Annotated in this window: 13 protein-coding genes; 7 read left to right on the plus strand and 6 right to left on the minus strand. The window is 68.8% G+C overall.

Going from position 1 to position 17384, the window contains the following annotated elements:
* Positions 1–76: 76 nt before the first annotated feature.
* The 3 genes from Y710_RS09225 to Y710_RS09235 are packed head-to-tail and all read right to left on the minus strand — an operon-like array spanning position 77 to position 6754.
* Positions 77–2047, minus strand: a complete 1971-nt coding sequence (locus tag Y710_RS09225; RefSeq protein ID WP_062367298.1) for an alkaline phosphatase family protein — start codon at positions 2045–2047, stop codon at positions 77–79.
* 58 nt (positions 2048–2105) lie between these two features.
* Complete coding sequence (locus Y710_RS09230; protein WP_045539608.1) at positions 2106–3203, minus strand: Glu/Leu/Phe/Val family dehydrogenase; 1098 nt, start codon at positions 3201–3203, stop codon at positions 2106–2108.
* A gap of 35 nt (positions 3204–3238) precedes the next feature.
* Complete coding sequence (locus tag Y710_RS09235; protein WP_062367300.1) at positions 3239–6754, minus strand: indolepyruvate ferredoxin oxidoreductase family protein; 3516 nt, start codon at positions 6752–6754, stop codon at positions 3239–3241.
* Positions 6755–6907: 153 nt separating this feature from the next.
* Here Y710_RS09235 and Y710_RS09240 point away from each other — a divergent pair, with 153 nt between their 5' ends.
* The 4 genes from Y710_RS09240 to Y710_RS09255 are packed head-to-tail and all read left to right on the plus strand — an operon-like array spanning position 6908 to position 10554.
* Positions 6908–7423 (plus strand): Lrp/AsnC family transcriptional regulator, encoded by a 516-nt coding sequence (locus Y710_RS09240; RefSeq protein WP_006897420.1) that lies wholly within the window; start codon positions 6908–6910, stop codon positions 7421–7423.
* Positions 7424–7427: 4 nt separating this feature from the next.
* Complete coding sequence (locus tag Y710_RS09245) at positions 7428–8381, plus strand: alpha/beta hydrolase (RefSeq protein ID WP_045539243.1); 954 nt, start codon at positions 7428–7430, stop codon at positions 8379–8381.
* A gap of 60 nt (positions 8382–8441) precedes the next feature.
* The gene (locus Y710_RS09250; protein WP_006897418.1) at positions 8442–9494 is read left to right on the plus strand and encodes an ATP-dependent DNA ligase; all 1053 of its coding nucleotides are present in this window, start codon (positions 8442–8444) and stop codon (positions 9492–9494) included.
* 1 nt (position 9495) lies between these two features.
* Positions 9496–10554 carry a DNA polymerase domain-containing protein gene (locus tag Y710_RS09255; RefSeq protein WP_045539230.1) on the plus strand — a complete coding sequence of 353 codons (1059 nt, stop codon included), beginning with the start codon at positions 9496–9498 and terminating at the stop codon, positions 10552–10554.
* A 19-nt stretch (positions 10555–10573) separates the two neighbouring features.
* Here the strand turns inward: Y710_RS09255 and Y710_RS09260 are convergent, their stop codons facing one another.
* Together Y710_RS09260 and Y710_RS09265 are read right to left on the minus strand one after the other, a co-directional pair.
* A complete protein-coding gene (locus tag Y710_RS09260) occupies positions 10574–11341 on the minus strand; it encodes a helix-turn-helix domain-containing protein (protein WP_045539232.1) in 768 nt (255 codons plus the stop codon).
* The gene (locus Y710_RS09265; protein WP_006897415.1) at positions 11314–11706 is read right to left on the minus strand and encodes a VOC family protein; all 393 of its coding nucleotides are present in this window, start codon (positions 11704–11706) and stop codon (positions 11314–11316) included. The genes Y710_RS09260 and Y710_RS09265 overlap by 28 nt, the downstream gene beginning before the upstream one ends.
* Before the next feature lie 118 nt (positions 11707–11824).
* On the opposite strand from Y710_RS09265, the gene Y710_RS09270 reads away from it, so the two are divergent.
* From Y710_RS09270 to poxB, 3 genes are read left to right on the plus strand one after another with little or no spacing between them, the layout of a single operon-like run.
* Entirely contained in the window at positions 11825–12913 is a 1089-nt protein-coding gene (locus tag Y710_RS09270) for an HtaA domain-containing protein (RefSeq protein WP_062367302.1), read from the plus strand.
* Positions 12914–12972: 59 nt separating this feature from the next.
* On the plus strand, positions 12973–14118 hold the full coding sequence (locus tag Y710_RS09275) for an AI-2E family transporter (RefSeq protein ID WP_062367306.1): 1146 nt from the start codon (positions 12973–12975) through the stop codon (positions 14116–14118).
* Positions 14115–15848, plus strand: a complete 1734-nt coding sequence (gene poxB / locus Y710_RS09280; RefSeq protein WP_006897412.1) for a ubiquinone-dependent pyruvate dehydrogenase — start codon at positions 14115–14117, stop codon at positions 15846–15848. Before Y710_RS09275 ends, poxB begins: the two co-directional genes overlap by 4 nt.
* Before the next feature lie 263 nt (positions 15849–16111).
* On the opposite strand, the gene Y710_RS09285 is transcribed toward poxB, so the two are convergent.
* A complete protein-coding gene (locus Y710_RS09285) occupies positions 16112–17383 on the minus strand; it encodes a tyrosine-type recombinase/integrase (protein WP_062367308.1) in 1272 nt (423 codons plus the stop codon).
* Between the last annotated feature and the right edge of the window lies 1 nt (position 17384).

Genomic DNA, 17384 nt, shown 5'->3' on the forward strand with positions numbered 1-17384 from the left:
CATGTGGACTATATGACGCTGGGCGGTGTCGGTCAATCGGGTGGTGTGGGCGGTGGAGGCTGTCTCGACGGTTCGACTAGCCGGGTGGGCGGCGCAGGGGACTCGTACGGGTGACGGCTCCGCTCTCGAGGCGGCCGGTGAAGTACTGCCTCCCCTCGGGGCCGACCACGGTCACCTCGTACCAGCTGCCGTGCACGCGCGTTGCGGTGACGTCACGCCCGTCGACCGACAGGCGCCCGCGGTCGTGGTCGGGCATCACCTGCGCCGACGATCCTCCCGGGCGGAGGGACAGATCGCGCAGGAAGCGGTCGGGACCGGTGACGACGACCCGTCGCGCGCGCTGAGGAAGAGGGACCCGGCGGCGTCCGAGCACCGTGTGATGAGCGGCGTCGCCGTCTGCGAAGACGCCGAAGACGGCGGCGCGACGGCCCGTGTTCACCAGTTCCAGGACACCGTCGACCACGTTCGCAGACAGCCGGTACGGCGTGGGCAGCGCCGTGGCGGTTCCAGTCTCCTGCGTCGGAGCGGCGCCGCCCGGCCGAGCCGTCCAGCGGCGACGGAAAGGTGGCGGCGGTGCGGGCTGTGCCGGAACGCGCAGTCCGTCGGTGCGGCCGAAATCGAAGGTCGACACCAGATCTCCGCACACCGCGCGGCGCCAGGCGGAGATGTTGGGGCAGCGCACGCCGGTGACCGCCTCCATCAGCCGGATCACCGACGTGTGGTCGAAGACCTCGGAGCAGACCCGGCCGCCCACGGTCCACGGGGACACGATGGTCATCGGCACCCGGAATCCGAGCCCCATCGGCTTTCCCTCCCACCACTCGTCGGCCTCCCCGACCGGCGGCAGCGGCGGAACCACGTGATCGAAGTAGCCGTCGAACTCGTCGTAGTTGAGCAGCACCACCGTCTTGCGCCACACCTCCGGGTTCGACGCCAGCGCGTCGAGCAGTCGGTAGGTGATGCCCGCCGACTGGACCGGCGATGAACTGCGGGGGTGTTCGGAGTCGGCCTCGGAGGTGACGATCCACGACACCGCCGGGAGTCGCCCGCTCTCGACGTCCCGGCGGAAGCGCGGGACCAGAGTGCCCGGTTCGCTGCGATACAGCGCGCGGTCGTAGAGCTCTGCGGCCTGTTCGCCGAGGCCGCGGGCGGCCCGATGCACCGCCCGTGCCCGGGAGCGTTGATCCGCCGACGGGACCACGTTGCCGTGCGCGTCCTTGGCCCCGGTCTCGATCAGCAGAGTGTAGAAACCGGTGAGATCCACTCCGAGCTGTCCGGCGCACGCCACCGCGTCGCGTCCTATGCCTCGGAAGTGCGCGAAGAAGTCGAGGTTGTTGTCGGTGAAGTTGTCCCATTCCTGGTACACGCGCCAGTCGACGCCCTCGCGGTGCAGCGACTCGGCGTACGTCTCCCAGGTGAGACCGGGATGGACGGGTGCGTACATCTCGTTGCCCACCGACCTCGCGCCCCACGGTTCGAATCCGCTGGTGCCGGAGAACAGGTAGTTGCGGTTGGTGCCGGTCCCGGTCGGCGACGATGCGAAGTAGCCGTCGCACACGGTGAACGTCTCGGCGAGCGCGTGGTGGAACGGGATGTCGCGGCGGTCGTAGCAGGCCATCGTGGCCTTGCCCTTCGCCGCGACCCAGCCGTCGCACCGCCCGCCGGCCAGGGCCTGCTGTCCGTCGGCCCACTCGTGAGGCAGAGATGCGAGGTACTCCACCGACAGGGAGCCGCGATTGGCGGCCTCGCGGGCGAGGAACGGGTGGACGCCGCTCTGCAGGAAGACCCCCGGCTTCGCCGAATTGTCGGCGAAGCCGCGGACCCCGCGCATCGTCCCGAAATAATGGTCGAAGGAACGGTTCTCCTGCATCAGGACGACGATGTGCTCGACATCCTCGAGCGATCCCGCAGGCCGGTCCTGTGCCGCTGCCGACACCAACGAAGGAGGAAGAAGCGTTGCGGCGCTTGCGATTCCGGCCGCGCTCGCGGTCAGGCCCAGGAAGTGCCTGCGGGAGTACTCGGAGATCCGTTCGGGAGGAGTCGCCATGAGTGCGCAAGTGTATCGCCCGGCGTCTCCTCCCGGCTCCCGTTACGGGAGCTCGGCACTACCGTGCCTGCGACAGCCGTTCGGCGACGATCAGCCGGGCGGCGTCGCCGCAGGTGATCTTCTTCGATGCCGCGGTGTCCAGGACGTGGCCTGCACGGTCGCGCAGCGCCTCCACCTTCTCCTGGGCGCGGTCGCGGGTCCAGTTCTGCTGCTCGCCGAAGGCCTGGATCACGCCGCCCGCGTTGGCGATGTAGTCGGGAACCCAGGTGACGCCGCGTGCGCCGAGAACCTGCTCAACCGACGGGCTGGTCAGCTGGTTGTTCGCCGCGCCGCAGATGATCGCCGCGGCGGTCTCGCCTGCGAGCGTCTCGGTGACGGTGCCGCCCATCGCGCACGGCGCGTACACGTCGAGCTTGGCCGAACGGACGTCGTCGACGATGCGCGCCTGCGGGAAGCGGGCGGCGAAGGCCTCGCGGGCGGGAGCGTACGGATCGGCCGCCAACACGGTCGCTCCGGCACCTGTCAGCAGTTCGGCCAGCTGGACGCCGACCTTGCCGACGCCCTCCACGCCGACCGTTCGGCCGGTGAGATCAGCCGAACCCCACACGCGTTCGGCGGCCGCCAGCAGTGAGTAGAAGACTCCGAGAGCCGTCATCGGCGCGGTGTCGCCCCAACCGCCGCCCGCGACGGTCTTCGACGCCACATACGAGGTGCCCTCGCCGATCAGGTCCATGTCGTCGGAGGTGGTGCCGACATCGCCGGCGGTGATGTAGCGCCCGCCGAGGGTGTCGACGAACCGGCCGTAGGCGCGGAGCAGATCCGGCGTCTTGTGCACCGCGGGGTCGCCGATGATGACCGCCTTCCCGCCACCCAGGTCGAGTCCGGCCGCGGCCGATTTGAAGGTCATTCCGCGCGAGAGCCGCAGCACGTCGCCGACCGCATCGGCTTCCGCGGCGTAGGGATACATGCGCGTTCCGCCGAGCGCCGGCCCGAGGGCGGTGTTGTGCACCGCGATGATCGCGCGCAGTCCGGTCTCGGCGTCACGGCAGAACACCACTTGCTCGTGCGGGGGATCGATCGACATGTCCGGGTGCGAGAAGACGCTGGTCTGGGCGAGGACGCGAGTGGCTTCCGACGATGAGTGCGCAGTGGTCATGGTGGTTCCTCCGGGGCGGTTGAGACGGTCGGTTTTCAGCGGATGGGGGTGGTGTCGACGCCGAGTTCGGCGAGACGGGCGCGGTAGCGGTCGATGTTGCGGAGCTTGACGTCCTCGTAGCCGACCACCAGTTCGGGGGCGCGGGCCACGTCGACGGCGGCCGCGTACCGCTGCTCGTCGAACTGAGCGGCGGTGAGGCCGGCGACCAGGTCGGTCACCAGATCGCGGTAGTGCGCGAGCAGGCGGCGCTCGATCTTGCGCACCTCGGCGTAGCCGAACGGGTCGAGCTTGGTGCCGCGCAGGAACTTGCCCTTGGCGAGCACGCGGAGCGCGACGTGCGAGCGCGGACCGAGACCGATCTTCTTCTCGCGGCCCATGGCGCGCAGCACCGGCGGATGCAGCTTGTAGGTGAGGCCGGTGGCACCGGGGATCTCGGCGGCGACCGAGTCGATGAACGCCTGGTCGGTGAGCATGCGCGCCACCTCGTACTCGTCCTTGTAGGCGGTCAGGCGATGCAGGTTCTCGGCGACGGCGGCCGACAGCTCGGTGCTGTCGGTGACCGCCCGCTCACGCTGCCACACCAGCTCCACATCCCGGACGTACCGAGCGGCGGCCCGCTCTCCGGAATGCGCCATCAGCTGCGCCGCGCGCCGCTGAACCAGTTCGAGGACGGTCCCGGTGAGCGTGGTGCGGGTGAACAGATGCGTGGGCACCACGGTGTCGCTGCGCGAGACCACCTCGGCGGCCGCGGTGGCCGCGGCGAACGCCTCCGGATCGGCGACGGCCACCCGGCCCCAGCGGAAGGCCGTCTGATTGGCCTTCACCGCGACGCCGTTGACCGCGATCGCCTCTTCGATCGAGGCGGCCGGGATCGGCAGGGCACCCGCCTGGTAGGCGGCGCCCACCAGCAGGAAGTTCGCCGCCGCGGTGTGGCCGAAGATCGCCTCGGCCGCGCTCAGCGCGTCGAACGAGACCACTCGTCGCGCGTGGTCGGAGACGCGGCGCAGCAGCGTGTCGTCCTCGGGGTAGGCGACGTTGCGGTCGTAGACCATCTCACCGGTCGCGACCGCGCTGGTGGAGGCCACCGTCAGGGTGCGCTCGGCGTCGCCGACGCCCACGTGCTTCGCGTCGGCGGCGGTGAGCAGATCGAACGCCAGGACGCAGTCGGCCGAGGCCGGGCTGATCCGGTTCGATCCCGCGCCGGCAGTCGTCCGGGCCGTTCCGTTGGACGCGGTGTCGTCACTGAGCCGCAGGTGCGAGGTGACCGGACCGGCCTTCTGACTCAGGCCGGTCTGGTCCAGGCCCTCCACGTGGAGCCCGGCGCGCAGGGCGGCGGTGCCGAGCACCTGGTTGACGGTCACGATGCCGGTGCCGCCGATACCCGCGAGGAAGATGTTGTGCGTGCCGCGCAGGGTGTCGACCTCGGGGTCGGCGACCGCCGGCGGCACCGGCGCCGGCTTGCTCGGCGCCTTCGCCCCCGCGCCGTCCTCGGGCAGTTCGACGGTGACGAACGACGGGCAGTCGCCGTCGAGGCAGCTGTAGTCGGTGTTGCAGCTGGTCTGGTCGATCCGGGTCTTGCGGCCGAACTCGGTGTCCACCGGCTGCACCGACAGGCAGTTCGACTTCACGCCGCAGTCGCCGCAGCCCTCGCAGACCGCCTCGTTGATGATGACGCGGGTGCGACGCGTCGGCAGGGTCCCGCGCTTGCGCTTGCGGCGCGCCTCGGCCGCGCACTGCTGGTCGTAGATCAGGACGGTGACGCCCTTGACCTCGCGCAGCAGTCGCTGGGCCTCGTCGAGCCGGTCGCGGTCCCACAGGAGCGTGCCCGCGGCGAGCGAGCCCTTCGGGTGGCGAGACGGATCCTCCGCGCACACGATGATCTTGGCGATGCCCTCGGCACGCAGCTTGTGCGTCAGCTGTCCGACGGTGAGACCGCCCTCGGCGTCCTGCGCGCCGGTCATCGCGACGGCCGCGTTGAACAGGATCTTGTACGTGATGTTGACCCCGGCGGCCACACACGCCTGGACCGCGAGCTGGCCGGAGTGGAAGTACGTGCCGTCGCCGACGTTCTGGAAGATGTGCTCGACGTCGGTGTACGGCGCTTGGCCGATCCACTGTGCGCCTTCGCCGCCCATCTGCGTGAGGCCGGTGACCTGGGAGTCGGTACGCGAACTCATGGTGACGAGGGTGTGGCAGCCGATGCCGCCACCCGCGAGGGAGCCGTCGGGCACCGCGGTGGAGCGGTTGTGCGGGCAGCCCGAGCAGAAGTAGGCCGTGCGCTTGGTGTCGAGGAGAGTCAGCTTCGGCGGTGCCGGCTTCGGCACGGTGATCGCGACGCGCCCGTCGAGCACCCGGCGCAGCGGCGCGAGAAGACGGGCGGCGGTGAGCTCGCCGTCGGCGGGCACCAGCGGCCGGCGGTCGGCGTCGCGCTTGCCGAGGATCCGGGGCGCGTCGGCTCGGCCGTAGAGGATGTCGATCACCTGGGACTCGACGAACGAGGTCTTGTCCTCGATCACGAGAACGCTCTCGACGCCGTCGGCCAGTCGACGCACCTTCTCCGAGCCGAGCGGGTAGGGCATGCCCACGCGCAGGATGCGGATGCCGGCGTGGAGGAGGTCGTCCTCGGTGAGTCCGAGTTCGCCGAGTGCCTCGCGGACGGAGTCGTACGCGGTGCCGACGGCGACGATGCCGAGCCAGGCGTGCGGCGGATCGACCTCGATGCGGTCGATGTCGTTCGCGGTGGTCATCTTCTCGACCATCGCCCAGCGCGGGCCGTACAGGTCGGCCTCGGCCAGGACGCTGTCGGGCGGCGCCGCCATGACGCGCTGGCGGTACGTCCACGGGCGGCCCTCCCACTCCAGGTCGGGAACCTCGATGTGCAGGTCCGCGAAGTCGCGGTTCAGGGTCCACAGGCCGTCGCACACATCGGCGACGAGCTTCATCGCAGGCCAGCAGCCGGAGGCACGCGAGAGTTCGATGCCGAACATGCCGAACGAGATGATCTCCTCGGCGTTGCGCGGGAACAGGACCGGCATCGAGAGCGCGGCCAGGGAACGTTCACTGGCGGCCGGCACGGTGGACGATTTGGCGGCCGGGTCGTCGCCGACCATCGCCAGGGCGCCGCCCTTCGGGTGCGCGCCGTACATCGCGGCGTGGCGGAAGGCGTCACTCGCGCGGTCGAGACCGGGGCCCTTGCCGAACCAGACGCCGACCACGCCGTCGTGGGTCCGCTTGCCCTTCGGCAGCTCCTGCTGGCTGCCCCAGACGGCGGTCGCGCCGAGTTCTTCGTTCAGGCCGGGGACGAACCGGATTCCGTGCCCGGCGAGATCGGGTACCTCGCCGAAGACCTTGTCGACCGCGGCCAGCGGGCTGCCCTGATAGCCGGAGACGAAGGCGGCCACGTCGCGGCCGGCGCGGCGCTCGCGTTCGTGGTTCTCGATCAGCATGCGTGCCACGGCCTGGACGCCCGTCAGCAGGACCGGTCCCGAATTGGGGCGGTACTTGTCTGCCAGATCGAACGTCGGTGCCTGCGGTTCGGCGACGGAGGTCATATGGGCCACCAATCTGTCGGTCCGCATCTGTGAGGCGGATCACCGGATGATGCTTAAATGGTGGCCATCGGGTGGCAAGGTGGTCAACTGATCGATCTACAACTGGTAGATTTGTTCAGTTGGTGACGTGGATCTCAGTGAGAGGTGACGAATATGCTCAGCATCGACGAGCTCGACGTGGAGTTGTTGAAACTGCTCGAGCGGGATGCCCGCCAGGGCGTGGCGAGTCTGTCGACGACTCTCGGGATCTCGAGGAACACGGTGCAGTCGAGGATCCGGCGGCTCGAAGAAGGCGGCTTGATCGCCGGCTACCGTCCACAGATCGACCTGGCGCAGGCGGGTCTGGTGGTGCAGGCCTTCCTCGCGCTGGAGACCGAGCAGGGCAGCCTCACCAGAATCGCGCGCGAGGTCACCGAGATACCGCAGGTGATCGAGGTGCACACGGTGACCGGGCGGGAGGATCTGCTCGTGCGAGTCGCGACAGCCACTCAGCCCGAGCTGCTGGAGCTGATCGAGACCATCGTGGGGTACCCCGGCGTGATCCACTCCACCACCTGGCTCACCTTGACCGAGCCGCTGCCGCGCCGTGCGGTGCCGGCGCTGGCGGAGTTGGCGAAGGGGACGGGTTGGGGTCGATCGACTCCGCCGCGCGCAGGTGGGGGAGGATGAGACGATGCCGTTGGTTGAACACGATGAGCGAGACGCCCGTTCCTTCCTGGTGTTCTGGCTCTGTCGATTGATCGTCAAAACGCTCATGCGCATCATTCCGGCGACGCCCTCCACCCTCCGCCGGCTGGCGGTCCTCGATCAGTGGGCGGCGCGGAACGCCCGCCCGATCCGAGGCGTCGTCGTGACGCCGGAGACGATCGCCGAGGTTCGCGTCGAGCGCATCACGCCGGACGGGATCGAGGATTCGCGGATCGCCGTGCTGTACACGCACGGCGGCGCGTTCCTGGCGGGCGGCCTCGACACCCACCGGCCGATCGCCGCCGCGATCGCGCGGGCGGTCGGAGCGCCGGTGGTCAACGTCGCCTACCGGCAGTGCCCCGAAGTCGGCGTGGGCACGTCGGTGCGCGACGGCTATGCGGTGTACCGCGAACTGCGGCGGTCGGGCGAGTTCGACGCCGTGGTGGTCGCGGGCGACTCGGCGGGCGGCTACATCGCGGCCAAGATCGTCGAGTACGCCGCGCGGGACGGCCTCGCCTGCCCCGACGCGTACGTCGGGCTGTCGCCGCTGCTCAACCTCTCGCCGGGCGCCGATCGGACGAGCCGTCACGACGCGATGCTGCCGATCAAGAAGATCGAGAAGCTGCGACAGTTCTACGACCAGGGCCCGGAGGTGCTGGACGGCGAGCTGAACGTGACGCTCGACGCGGTGGCGCGGCTGTTCCCGCCCGCGATCGTCGTCTGCGGTCGCGGCGAGGCGCTGCAGAAGGACGCGATGGACCTGTGCGCCGCCCTCGACCGCGCCGGGGTGACCAACGAACTCCACCTGTACGCCGGTCAGATCCACGCCTTCCCCGCCGCGGTCCCCGGTTCGGCGCAGACCAGGGACGCTGTGGCCAGGGTGGCGGAGTTCGTCCGGCGAGCAGTGGGCGCCGGGCGGGAACGCGCCGACATCGCCTGAGCCGTGCCGCCGACGGCCGGGGTGATTGCCAACCACCGGTTGCTCGGCGACGATGAACGGGTGGACCTCCCGGTGAACCCGCCCGTGCAACCGATGCTGGCCAAGGCGGTCACCGCCGTGCCCGACCAACCCGGCGGCGAGCCGGTGTGGTCGTACGAACCCAAGTGGGACGGCTTCCGGGCCTTGATCTTCCGGGACGGGGACGAGGTCGTGATGTCCTCGCGGGGCGGCAAGGATCTGGCCCGCTATTTTCCGGAGCTGGTCGACGCGGCGCATGCGGTGCTTCCCGAGCGGGTGGTCCTCGACGGCGAGGTCGCCGTCGCCCGGCCCATCGGCGGGGTGAACCGGCTCGACTGGGATTCGCTCTCGCAACGCATCCACCCCGCGGCGTCGCGCGTGGCGAGACTGGCGGAGGAGACACCGGCCGTGTTCATCGGCTTCGACGCCCTGGCCACCGACTCGATGGACCTGACGGCGGAGCGATTCGAGGTCCGGCGCAGCGCGCTGCTGGACGCCGCTGCCGAATCCGGAGACGACCGCATCCAGGTCAGCCGCGTCACCCGGGACTCGGCGGTCGCGACCGACTGGTTCACCGCGTTCGAGGGCGCCGGGCTCGACGGCGTCGTGGGCAAGCGGCTCGACGGCGTCTACGTCCCCGGGAAACGGGAGATGGTCAAGGTCAAGCACAAGCGCACCGCCGACTGCGTGGTGATCGGGTATCGCATTCACAAGTCGGGCACCGGACTCGGGTCGATGCTGCTCGGGCTGTACGCCGAGGGGGAACTGCGGATGGTCGGCGGTTCCAGTGCGTTCTCCGACAAGAAGCGGATCGAACTGCAGGAGATGCTCGAGCCGATGCGGCTCGATCCGGATCGCGTCGCACAAGGCGAGGTGAGCCGCTGGCGCGCGGCGGGCAGCGGCGAGTGGATTCCGATCCGGCCGGAGCTGGTGGCCGAGTTCGCCTACGACCAGATGGAGAATCAGCGATTCCGGCACACGGTGAAGTTCCTCCGGTGGCGCCCCGACCGGGAGCCGGAGAGCTGTGGCTACGACCAGCTCGACGTGCCCCTGACCTACGACGTCTTCGACGTTCTCGTGACCGGAGGACAGTGACATGCCGAAACCGAAGCCGGTCCTGCTCGACGTCGACGGGATCGAGGTGAAGCTGAGCAACCCCGACAAGATCTACTTCCCCGAACTGGGCGAGCACGGCGGTCGCAAGGCCGATCTCGTCGAGTACTACCGGAGCGTGGCGCTCGCCGGACCGCTGCTGAGCGCGATCGGCGGGCGCCCGACCTTCCTGCAGCGCTTCCCGGACGGCGTGGACGGTGAGCAGATCTATCAGAAGCACCTGCCGAAGCATCACCCCGATCATGTGCAGTCCACGCGAATCGTGTTCCCGTCCAAGCGGACCGGCGACGCCTTCTGCCCCCGGATCCCGGCCGACGTCGTATGGGCCGCCAACCTCGGGACTGTCACATTCCACACCTGGCCGACGATGGCGCCCGACAACGACCATCCCGATCAGCTTCGGATCGACCTCGATCCGCCGGACGGCAAGGGTTTCGACGACGTCCGCCGGGTGGCGCTCGATCTGGTCAGACCGTTGCTCGACGATCTCGGGATGACCGGGTACGTGAAGACCTCGGGCAGTCGCGGGGTGCACGTCTTCGTACCGATCCGCCCGGAGTGGGATTTCATCGCCACGCGGCGCGCGGTGATCGCGTTCGGTCGCGAACTGGAACGGCGCGACCCCGCCGCCGTGACCCTGTCGTGGTGGAAGGAGGAGCGCGGCGACCGCATCTTCATCGACTACAACCAGAACGCGCGCGACCGGTCGATGGCCTCGCCCTACTCGGTGCGCAAGTCCGCGCGCGCCCGCGTCTCCGCACCGGTGACGTGGGAGGAGTTGGTCGACGTCGATCCCGATGATCTCACCGTCGCCACCGTCCCGGCTCTGGTGGAGCGGCGCGGCGATCCGTGGTCGGGCATCGACGAGCACCCCTCGGGGCTCGAGCGCCTGCTCGAGATGGTCGAGCGCGACGAGGCGAACGGTCTCGGCGACATGGTCTACCCGCCGAACTACCCGAAGATGCCGGGCGAACCGCCGCGCGTCCAGCCGAGCAAGAAGGTCGCCGAGCATTGGGATGAGGCGGGGAACCGGGTGGAGTGACCGGCAGTCGGAGCAGCGCTCACGCGAACTCCTCGGCCCTGCGCTTCAGCAGGGCGCGCGGCGAGTATCCGGTCAGTTCGGTGAACTCCCGTGACATGTGGGCCTGGTCGGCGTAACCGCACGATGCGGCCACGTCCACGGCCCGGCGCCCGGACTCCAGCCGTGCGCGGGCGGTCTCGAATCGGGTGAGGCGGGCCGCCTGTTTGGGGCCGATACCGAACTCTGCGTTGAACATCGCGGTGAGGTGCCGCGCCGACCAGCCCGACGATTCGACCAGTTCGGAGACGGTGACATCACCGCGGCGGCGGGCGATCACCTCCCAGACCGACAATGCGTCCGACCGCGGTGTGTCCTCGGAGACCGTCTCGGCGAGCATCGCGGCGCACACCGCGCCCCGCTCGCCTGCCGGAGTCTGCGCGAGTCGTTCGTGAAGTCGGCGGGCGAACGCGGTGTCGATCTGTGACAGTTCCACCATCTGCCCGGCCAGCTCGCCGGCGGGCATCCCGAGCAGTGCGCGTACCGCCTCCGGCGAGAGGTCGAGCTGCACGCCGCGTTGGACGCCGTTGTGGTGGATCGTGACCGGTCGCAGGTGGATCCCGGCGATACAGCACCGGAAGGTGGTGGTGACCGGGCTGTCGCCGGAACTGAGGACGAGGCCGTCGGCGAGGTCGACGACCAGGGTGGCGCTGGTGCCGGGCAGCCCCAGGTGCTCGCCTGGAGCGCTGCCCGTCACGTCGTAGGGGACGATCCCGACGCCGGTCAGCCCGCGTAGGTTCCGAAGCTCCATGTGTTCCCCTCCGGGTCGGCGACGGAGAACCCTCGTGATCCATAGTCCTCCTCCGCCATGTCGCGGACCAGTCGCGCACCGATCGCCGTCGCCTTCGCGTACACGGCGTCGGGGTCGGTGACGACCACGTAGAGGGAGGCCGATCCGACCGGAGTGGAGAACGTCGTGTCCTTCTTGCACGCGGAGTGGACCATGACCCGTCCTCCGTCGGGCCAGAGCATCTCCGAATGCAGGACCTCGCCGTCGCCGTCGCCCTCCACGAGGATTCCGGGTTCGAAGCCGATGGATTCGAGCCATTCGCGCAGTGCGACGGGGTCGTCGGAGGTGATGCCTGCCCAGATGTTGGTGTCTTTTCTCTCGTTCATGTCTCCAGTGTCGGCCCGTGCGTCGCCGTGTTCTTGAAGAAATCGGCACGCGGTGCAGTCTCGGTCGCGGGACTTAAGCCCCATTCGACCTGAAGTGGACATAGGTTAGGCTCGGCTCATGAACAAGCTCCTTCGGGTGGCCGTGCTGTTCGCCGCCGGCCTGACGGCACTGTCGCTGACCGCATTCTGCGTAGGGACTGCCGACGCCAAGACGTGGAAGCCCGCCATCGAGGTGTTCCTCGCCGACGGGGTCACCCCGGCCGGCGCGACGCGACTGCACCCCGGCGATCAGGTGGTCGTCAAGGGCACCGGCTTCGATCCGCGCGCCAACACCTCCGGTCTTCCGGTTCCGGTCCCGCCGGGCGTGCCGCACGGGACGTTCGTGACCTTCGGTGCGTTCGCGCCGGATTGGCGGCCGTCGCAGGGAGCTCCCGAATCGTCGCGGACCACCGTCCGAGCCCAGACCAAGTGGGTGCTCTCGCGCGACGCGCTCGACCGGGTGCCCGACGTTCCGTTCGACATGCGCCGCACCGTCCGGCAGCAGTGGGTGCCGCTGAGCCGCAGCGGCGAGTTCAACGCCCGCATCACGCTGGCCACGCCGAAGACCTCGCCGGCCGGCGGCCGCTGGGGCATCTACACCTTCGGTGCTGCGGACGCGGTGAACGCGGCCCAGGAGCTGTCGGTGCCGCTCGACTATTCGACGCAGCCGGGCCCGAACACGCCTCAGCCCGCACCGAAGAACCTGGTGTGGGCGTATTCGCCGAGCTTCGCGCAGACCGTCCGCGGCACCACCTCGGGTGCGCTGTCGGGGAGCGGCGGCGCGGGGGTGGACGACGCGGGAGCGATGTCGTTCGCGCTCGCCGAGAACACGGTCCGCAACGGGCGGGGAGAACTGCGGTACCGCGGAACCGTCGTCGCGTCCACGAAGTTCCACCTGCTCGAGATCGCGCTCGCCGATCCGATCATCCGCGTCGACGGCACCCGCGCGGTGCTGAGCATGCGCACGTCCACCACCGACATGAACGGCGACGACGTTCTGCGGCGCGTCGATGTCGCCGATCTGACGCTCACGCGGTCGCAGGTGGAGCGGCTCTCGCGCGGTGAGGACGTCACGGCGATCGCCGCCGCTTTCCGCTCGGGGATCACTCCCGTCTCCCTCGCCGCGCTGTCGCTGGGGCAGGCGTCGCCGGTGACCGTGCGGTTCTGACGGCGGATCGGCGGCCTCGACACCGCTCGCGGATCGCCGAGCCCAAGTAAGCTCGCCGTGTGAGCGCCGAACCGGGCGACCGCCCGTCCCCGAACGACCCGTCGTGGGCCGCAGCACAGGTCCATCCGGGCGTTCGCGCGGCCGTCGCGTGGACCTGGCGTCTGTTGATCCTCGCCGCGGGGCTGTACGCGCTCGGCAAGCTCTTCCTCTTCGCACAGGAGGTCTTCGTCCCGGTCGCCGTCGCGATCCTGCTCTCGGCGCTCCTCGTACCGTTGGTGGGATGGCTTGAGCGGCACCGGATCCCGCGATCAGTGGGGGTTCTCACCGCGGTGGTCGCGACCTTCGCGATCATCGCCGCCGGACTCACCTTCGTCGTTCAGCAGCTGATCGTGGGCATCCCCCGGATGTCGGGCGACATCGCCGATTCCATCTCCAAGACCCGCAACTGGCTCGAGACCGGGCCGCTGCACATGGACTCGGAGAACCTGCGCAACGTCAGCAACGACATGATCGACTGGCTCAAGGCTCACGAGGCCAGCATTGCGACCGGAGCCCTCGACACCGCAACCGTCGCCACCAAACTGGTGACGGCCGCACTGCTGACGGTGTTCCTGCTGATCTTCTTCCTGTACGACGGCCACCGCATCTGGGAGTTCGTGACGAGGATCGTGCCGTCGGCGCACCGGGAGCACGTGCGCGGGGCGGGCGACGCCGGCTACCGGACGCTGCAGTCGTACGTCCGCGCGACGGTGCTGGTGGCGTTCATCGACGCCGTGTTCATCGGCATCGGCCTGGCAATCCTGCGGGTGCCGATGGTGATGCCGTTGATGGCGCTGATCTTCCTCGGCGCGTTCATCCCGATCGTCGGATCGGTCGCCGCGGGATCGCTCGCGGTCCTCGTCGCGCTGGCCACGCACGGCTGGTTCACCGCGGTGCTGGTGGTGGTCGTGCTGATCGTCGTGATGCAGGTGGAGGGGCATGTGCTGCAGCCCTTCCTGCTCGGGCGTTCGGTGAAGCTGCACCCCGTGGCGGTGATCCTGGTGATCGCGATCGGCCTGATGGTCGCGGGAATCGTCGGCGGCCTGCTCGCCGTCCCGCTGCTGGCCTTCGCGAACACCGCGGTGAGTTTCCGGCCCCAGGAGGGCCTCGATCAGGACTGGCTCCTGGAGGAGCCCGTCGACGTCTCCGGAGGGGAGAATCCATGAGCTACACGGTCGCAGACCTCATCGTCGACACCATCGCGGCAGCCGGGGTGCGACGGATCTACGGCATCCCGGGTGACTCGCTGAACGGCTTCACCGACGTCCTGCGGACGTCGAAGGACGTGACATGGACGCATGTCCGTCACGAAGAGGGGGCCGCTTTCGCGGCGGCGGGTGAGGCCGCGATCACCGGCGGGCTCGCAGTGTGCGCCGGCAGCTGCGGTCCGGGAAACCTCCATCTCATCAACGGCCTGTACGACGCGCATCGGTCGCGGGTGCCGGTACTGGCGATCGCGGCGCAGATCCCGGCGGGCAATGTGGGGACGCGGTACTTCCAGGAGACTCATCCCGAGCAGATCTTCGCCGAATGCAGTTCTTTCTGCGAGACGCTGAGCACCGTCGACCAGCTGCCCTACCTTCTCGACATCGCCGTCCGGACGGCGGTGGAGGAGCGCGGCGTGTCGGTCCTGGTGATTCCGGGCGAACTGTTCCTGAAGAAGATCGACAGGCCGGACCGTGTGTCCCGGATTCGGGCGGCGGGTACCGTGATGCGCCCGGACGACGAGTCGCTGCAGCTCGCCGGCGTCCGGCTCAACGAGTCCGAGCGCGTGACCATTCTCGCCGGCGCGGGAGTGGCGGGTGCCCACGACGAGCTCGTGGCGCTGGCCGAGGCGTTGCGGGCGCCGATCGTGCATGCGCTGCGCGGCAAGGAGTTCGTGGAGTACGACAATCCCTACGACGTCGGCATGACCGGCTTGCTCGGCTTCTCGTCGGGTTACCGCGCCATCGAGCACTGCGACACGCTGTTGATGATCGGCACCGACTTCCCGTACTCCCAGTTTCTGCCGTCGAAGGCGTACACGATTCAGCTCGACGTCCGCGGCAGCCAGATCGGTCGGCGCTGCCGTGTGGATCTCCCGCTCATCGGATCCGCGGCCGACACACTGCCCCTGCTCACCGCGCTCATCTCCGGCGGCCGCAGCGACGAGCACTTGACCACGGCACTCGACCACTATGCGCGCACTCGCGCCGGGCTCGACGAACTGGCGACGTCGTCCGCCGACGGCGATCCGATCCATCCGCAGTACCTGACGAAGCTGCTGTCGGAGATGGCCGCCGACGACGCCGTCTTCGTCCCGGACGTCGGGTCGCCGGTGGTCTGGGCGGCCCGCTACCTGAAGATGAACGGCCGGCGTCGTCTCATCGGATCGTTCAACCACGGATCGATGGCCAACGCGCTGTCGCAGAGTGTGGGAGTCTCGGCGGTCGACCCCGCGCGTCAGGTGATCGCGATGGCCGGTGACGGCGGACTGGCGATGCTCCTCGGCGAGCTGTTGACGCTGGTCCAGAATTCGCTGCCGGTCAAGGTGGTCGTCTTCGACAATTCGTCGCTCAACTTCGTGGAGCTGGAGATGAAGGCGGCGGGCTTCGTCACGTTCGGCACCGATCTGGAGAATCCGGACTTCGCCGCGCTGGCCGAGTCGGTGGGGATCTGGGGCCGCCGCGTCACCGATGCCTCGGCCCTGCCCGCCGCGGTGCGCGACTTCCTGGCGCACGACGGCCCCGCCGTCCTCGACGTCACCACCGCGCGGCAGGAGCTGTCGATTCCGCCCGCGATCTCCGCCGCTCAGGCGAAGGGCTTCGCGCTGTACGCGCTGCGGACCGTGATGTCCGGCCGCGGCGACGAACTGGTCGACCTCGCCGAGACGAACCTGCTCAAGCGGCTCTTCTGAGCTAGCGCCAGAATCTTGTCGAGTTGAGTACCTGAGAGGGTGCCGACTCGACAGGATTCTGCGCGCGAAATTCAAGTGGTCCCCTGCCCGGAAACGGGCAGGGGACCACATCTGCGGAGGATAGGGGATTCGAACCCCTGAGGGCTGTTGAAGGTTCACCGCCCTATCGACTGATATTGAACATGATCCAAACGTGTCATAAATTGCTTCTACCGGCGCCTAGTCGCATCACTGGAATCATGGTCGATGCCCGAGAATCGGATTCAATTCCTGGGATATTCCTGGGATCTGTCAGCCGGGCCAAGGGCTTCCAGGACCTCCGACGAATCCGCCGTCGGACGCTCCTTGGGCTTCGCGACATAGTGCCGAGCAGTCACCTCAGTACCCGCATGCCCCAGCTGCGCCGCTGCATCCTCGAGCGACATCTCCCGCTCCACCAGCGTCGCCACAGTCCGCCGAAATGTGTGTGGTGTCACCCATGACCATTCCTTGCCGCGTGCCGCCCGCAGCTGCGTCGCGAGGTTCTTCGGAGCTCGGAGAGTTCCAGTCGACGACGGGAAGATCACGTCATAGTCGTTCGGCACAGCGTGCACTTTCCTCCGCAGCAGCATGTCCACAGCGAACCTCGGCAGCGTCACCGAGAACCGGTCCTTCGCCTTCCGATGCTCCTGACGGGTCAGTCCTCCGCCAGCTTTCTTCCCTCCGGGGATGCGGACGATAGTGCCGCCGATCGTCGCCGTCGGCTTCTCAGCCTCGAGGTCGACGTCCTGCCAGCGCAGGGCAAGTACTTCACCGATGCGGGCGCCGGTCGCGAGCTGCATGTCGACGATGTCGAGCAGGTCCTGGGTGCGCGGCGGGCCGGATCGTTTGCGACCACCGCGGCGCTCGCGTGCTTCGATGTCCTCCGGTGTCGACTCAGTCATCCACAAGAGCACGCGCTGGCGGTATGCCTTCAGCTGGTCGGTGGTGATCTCCTGGGCGTCCTCGCGCTTGGATGGTCCGACAGTGAGTTCGCGGGCTGGGTTCTCACCTTCGTAGGCGTCATGTCTGATCGCGATGGTGAACATCGCGCGGAGCGTGCGGCGCAGGTTCGCGGCCTTTGCGGGGCGATCGCCTGCCTCCGTTTCGATGAACCATTCGAGGGTTCCTGGCGTGACATCGCCGATGCGAAGTTCGCCCAGACTCTTCTTGATGGTGTCGCGGTATCCGCGGTAGTCGGGGATCGTCTGAGGCGACAGTTTGCCTTCGTTCTCTTTCTGCTGCATCCACTTGTCGGCCAGCACCGACAGTGGTGTCGTCGGCGTGATGGTCGCGGCTGCGGCGCCGGGCCTCGGGCGGCCGGCCGCCACTGCTCGTTCGGCTGCTCGGGCCTTGACTGCGTCGGTTGCCGCGCCTTTGGACGGGCCGTCGGCTTGCACTGATCGGATCTTCCCGTCGCGGCATCGGACTTCGCAGCGTGCGCGGTACTTCTTCGGGGCGAGCTGGGTGACCTTGATCTGTCCGTGCTCGCCGACCTCGAGGCGGCGGCGTCCCATG

Source organism: Gordonia sp. QH-12, assembly GCF_001578675.1.
GTDB lineage: Bacteria > Actinomycetota > Actinomycetes > Mycobacteriales > Mycobacteriaceae > Gordonia > Gordonia sihwensis.

Excerpts from the sequence above, each read along its gene's own strand:
- Y710_RS09225 (WP_062367298.1), bottom strand. The coding sequence starts at position 2,047 with ATGGCGACTCCTCCCGAACGGATCTCCGAGTACTCCCGCAGGCACTTC.
- Y710_RS09230 (WP_045539608.1), bottom strand. The coding sequence starts at position 3,203 with ATGACCACTGCGCACTCATCGTCGGAAGCCACTCGCGTCCTCGCCCAG.
- Y710_RS09235 (WP_062367300.1), bottom strand. The coding sequence starts at position 6,754 with ATGACCTCCGTCGCCGAACCGCAGGCACCGACGTTCGATCTGGCAGAC.
- Y710_RS09240 (WP_006897420.1), top strand. The coding sequence starts at position 6,908 with ATGCTCAGCATCGACGAGCTCGACGTGGAGTTGTTGAAACTGCTCGAG.
- Y710_RS09245 (WP_045539243.1), top strand. The coding sequence starts at position 7,428 with ATGCCGTTGGTTGAACACGATGAGCGAGACGCCCGTTCCTTCCTGGTG.
- Y710_RS09255 (WP_045539230.1), top strand. The coding sequence starts at position 9,496 with ATGCCGAAACCGAAGCCGGTCCTGCTCGACGTCGACGGGATCGAGGTG.
- Y710_RS09260 (WP_045539232.1), bottom strand. The coding sequence starts at position 11,341 with ATGGAGCTTCGGAACCTACGCGGGCTGACCGGCGTCGGGATCGTCCCC.
- Y710_RS09265 (WP_006897415.1), bottom strand. The coding sequence starts at position 11,706 with ATGAACGAGAGAAAAGACACCAACATCTGGGCAGGCATCACCTCCGAC.
- Y710_RS09270 (WP_062367302.1), top strand. The coding sequence starts at position 11,825 with ATGAACAAGCTCCTTCGGGTGGCCGTGCTGTTCGCCGCCGGCCTGACG.
- poxB (WP_006897412.1), top strand. The coding sequence starts at position 14,115 with ATGAGCTACACGGTCGCAGACCTCATCGTCGACACCATCGCGGCAGCC.
- Y710_RS09285 (WP_062367308.1), bottom strand. The coding sequence starts at position 17,383 with ATGGGACGCCGCCGCCTCGAGGTCGGCGAGCACGGACAGATCAAGGTC.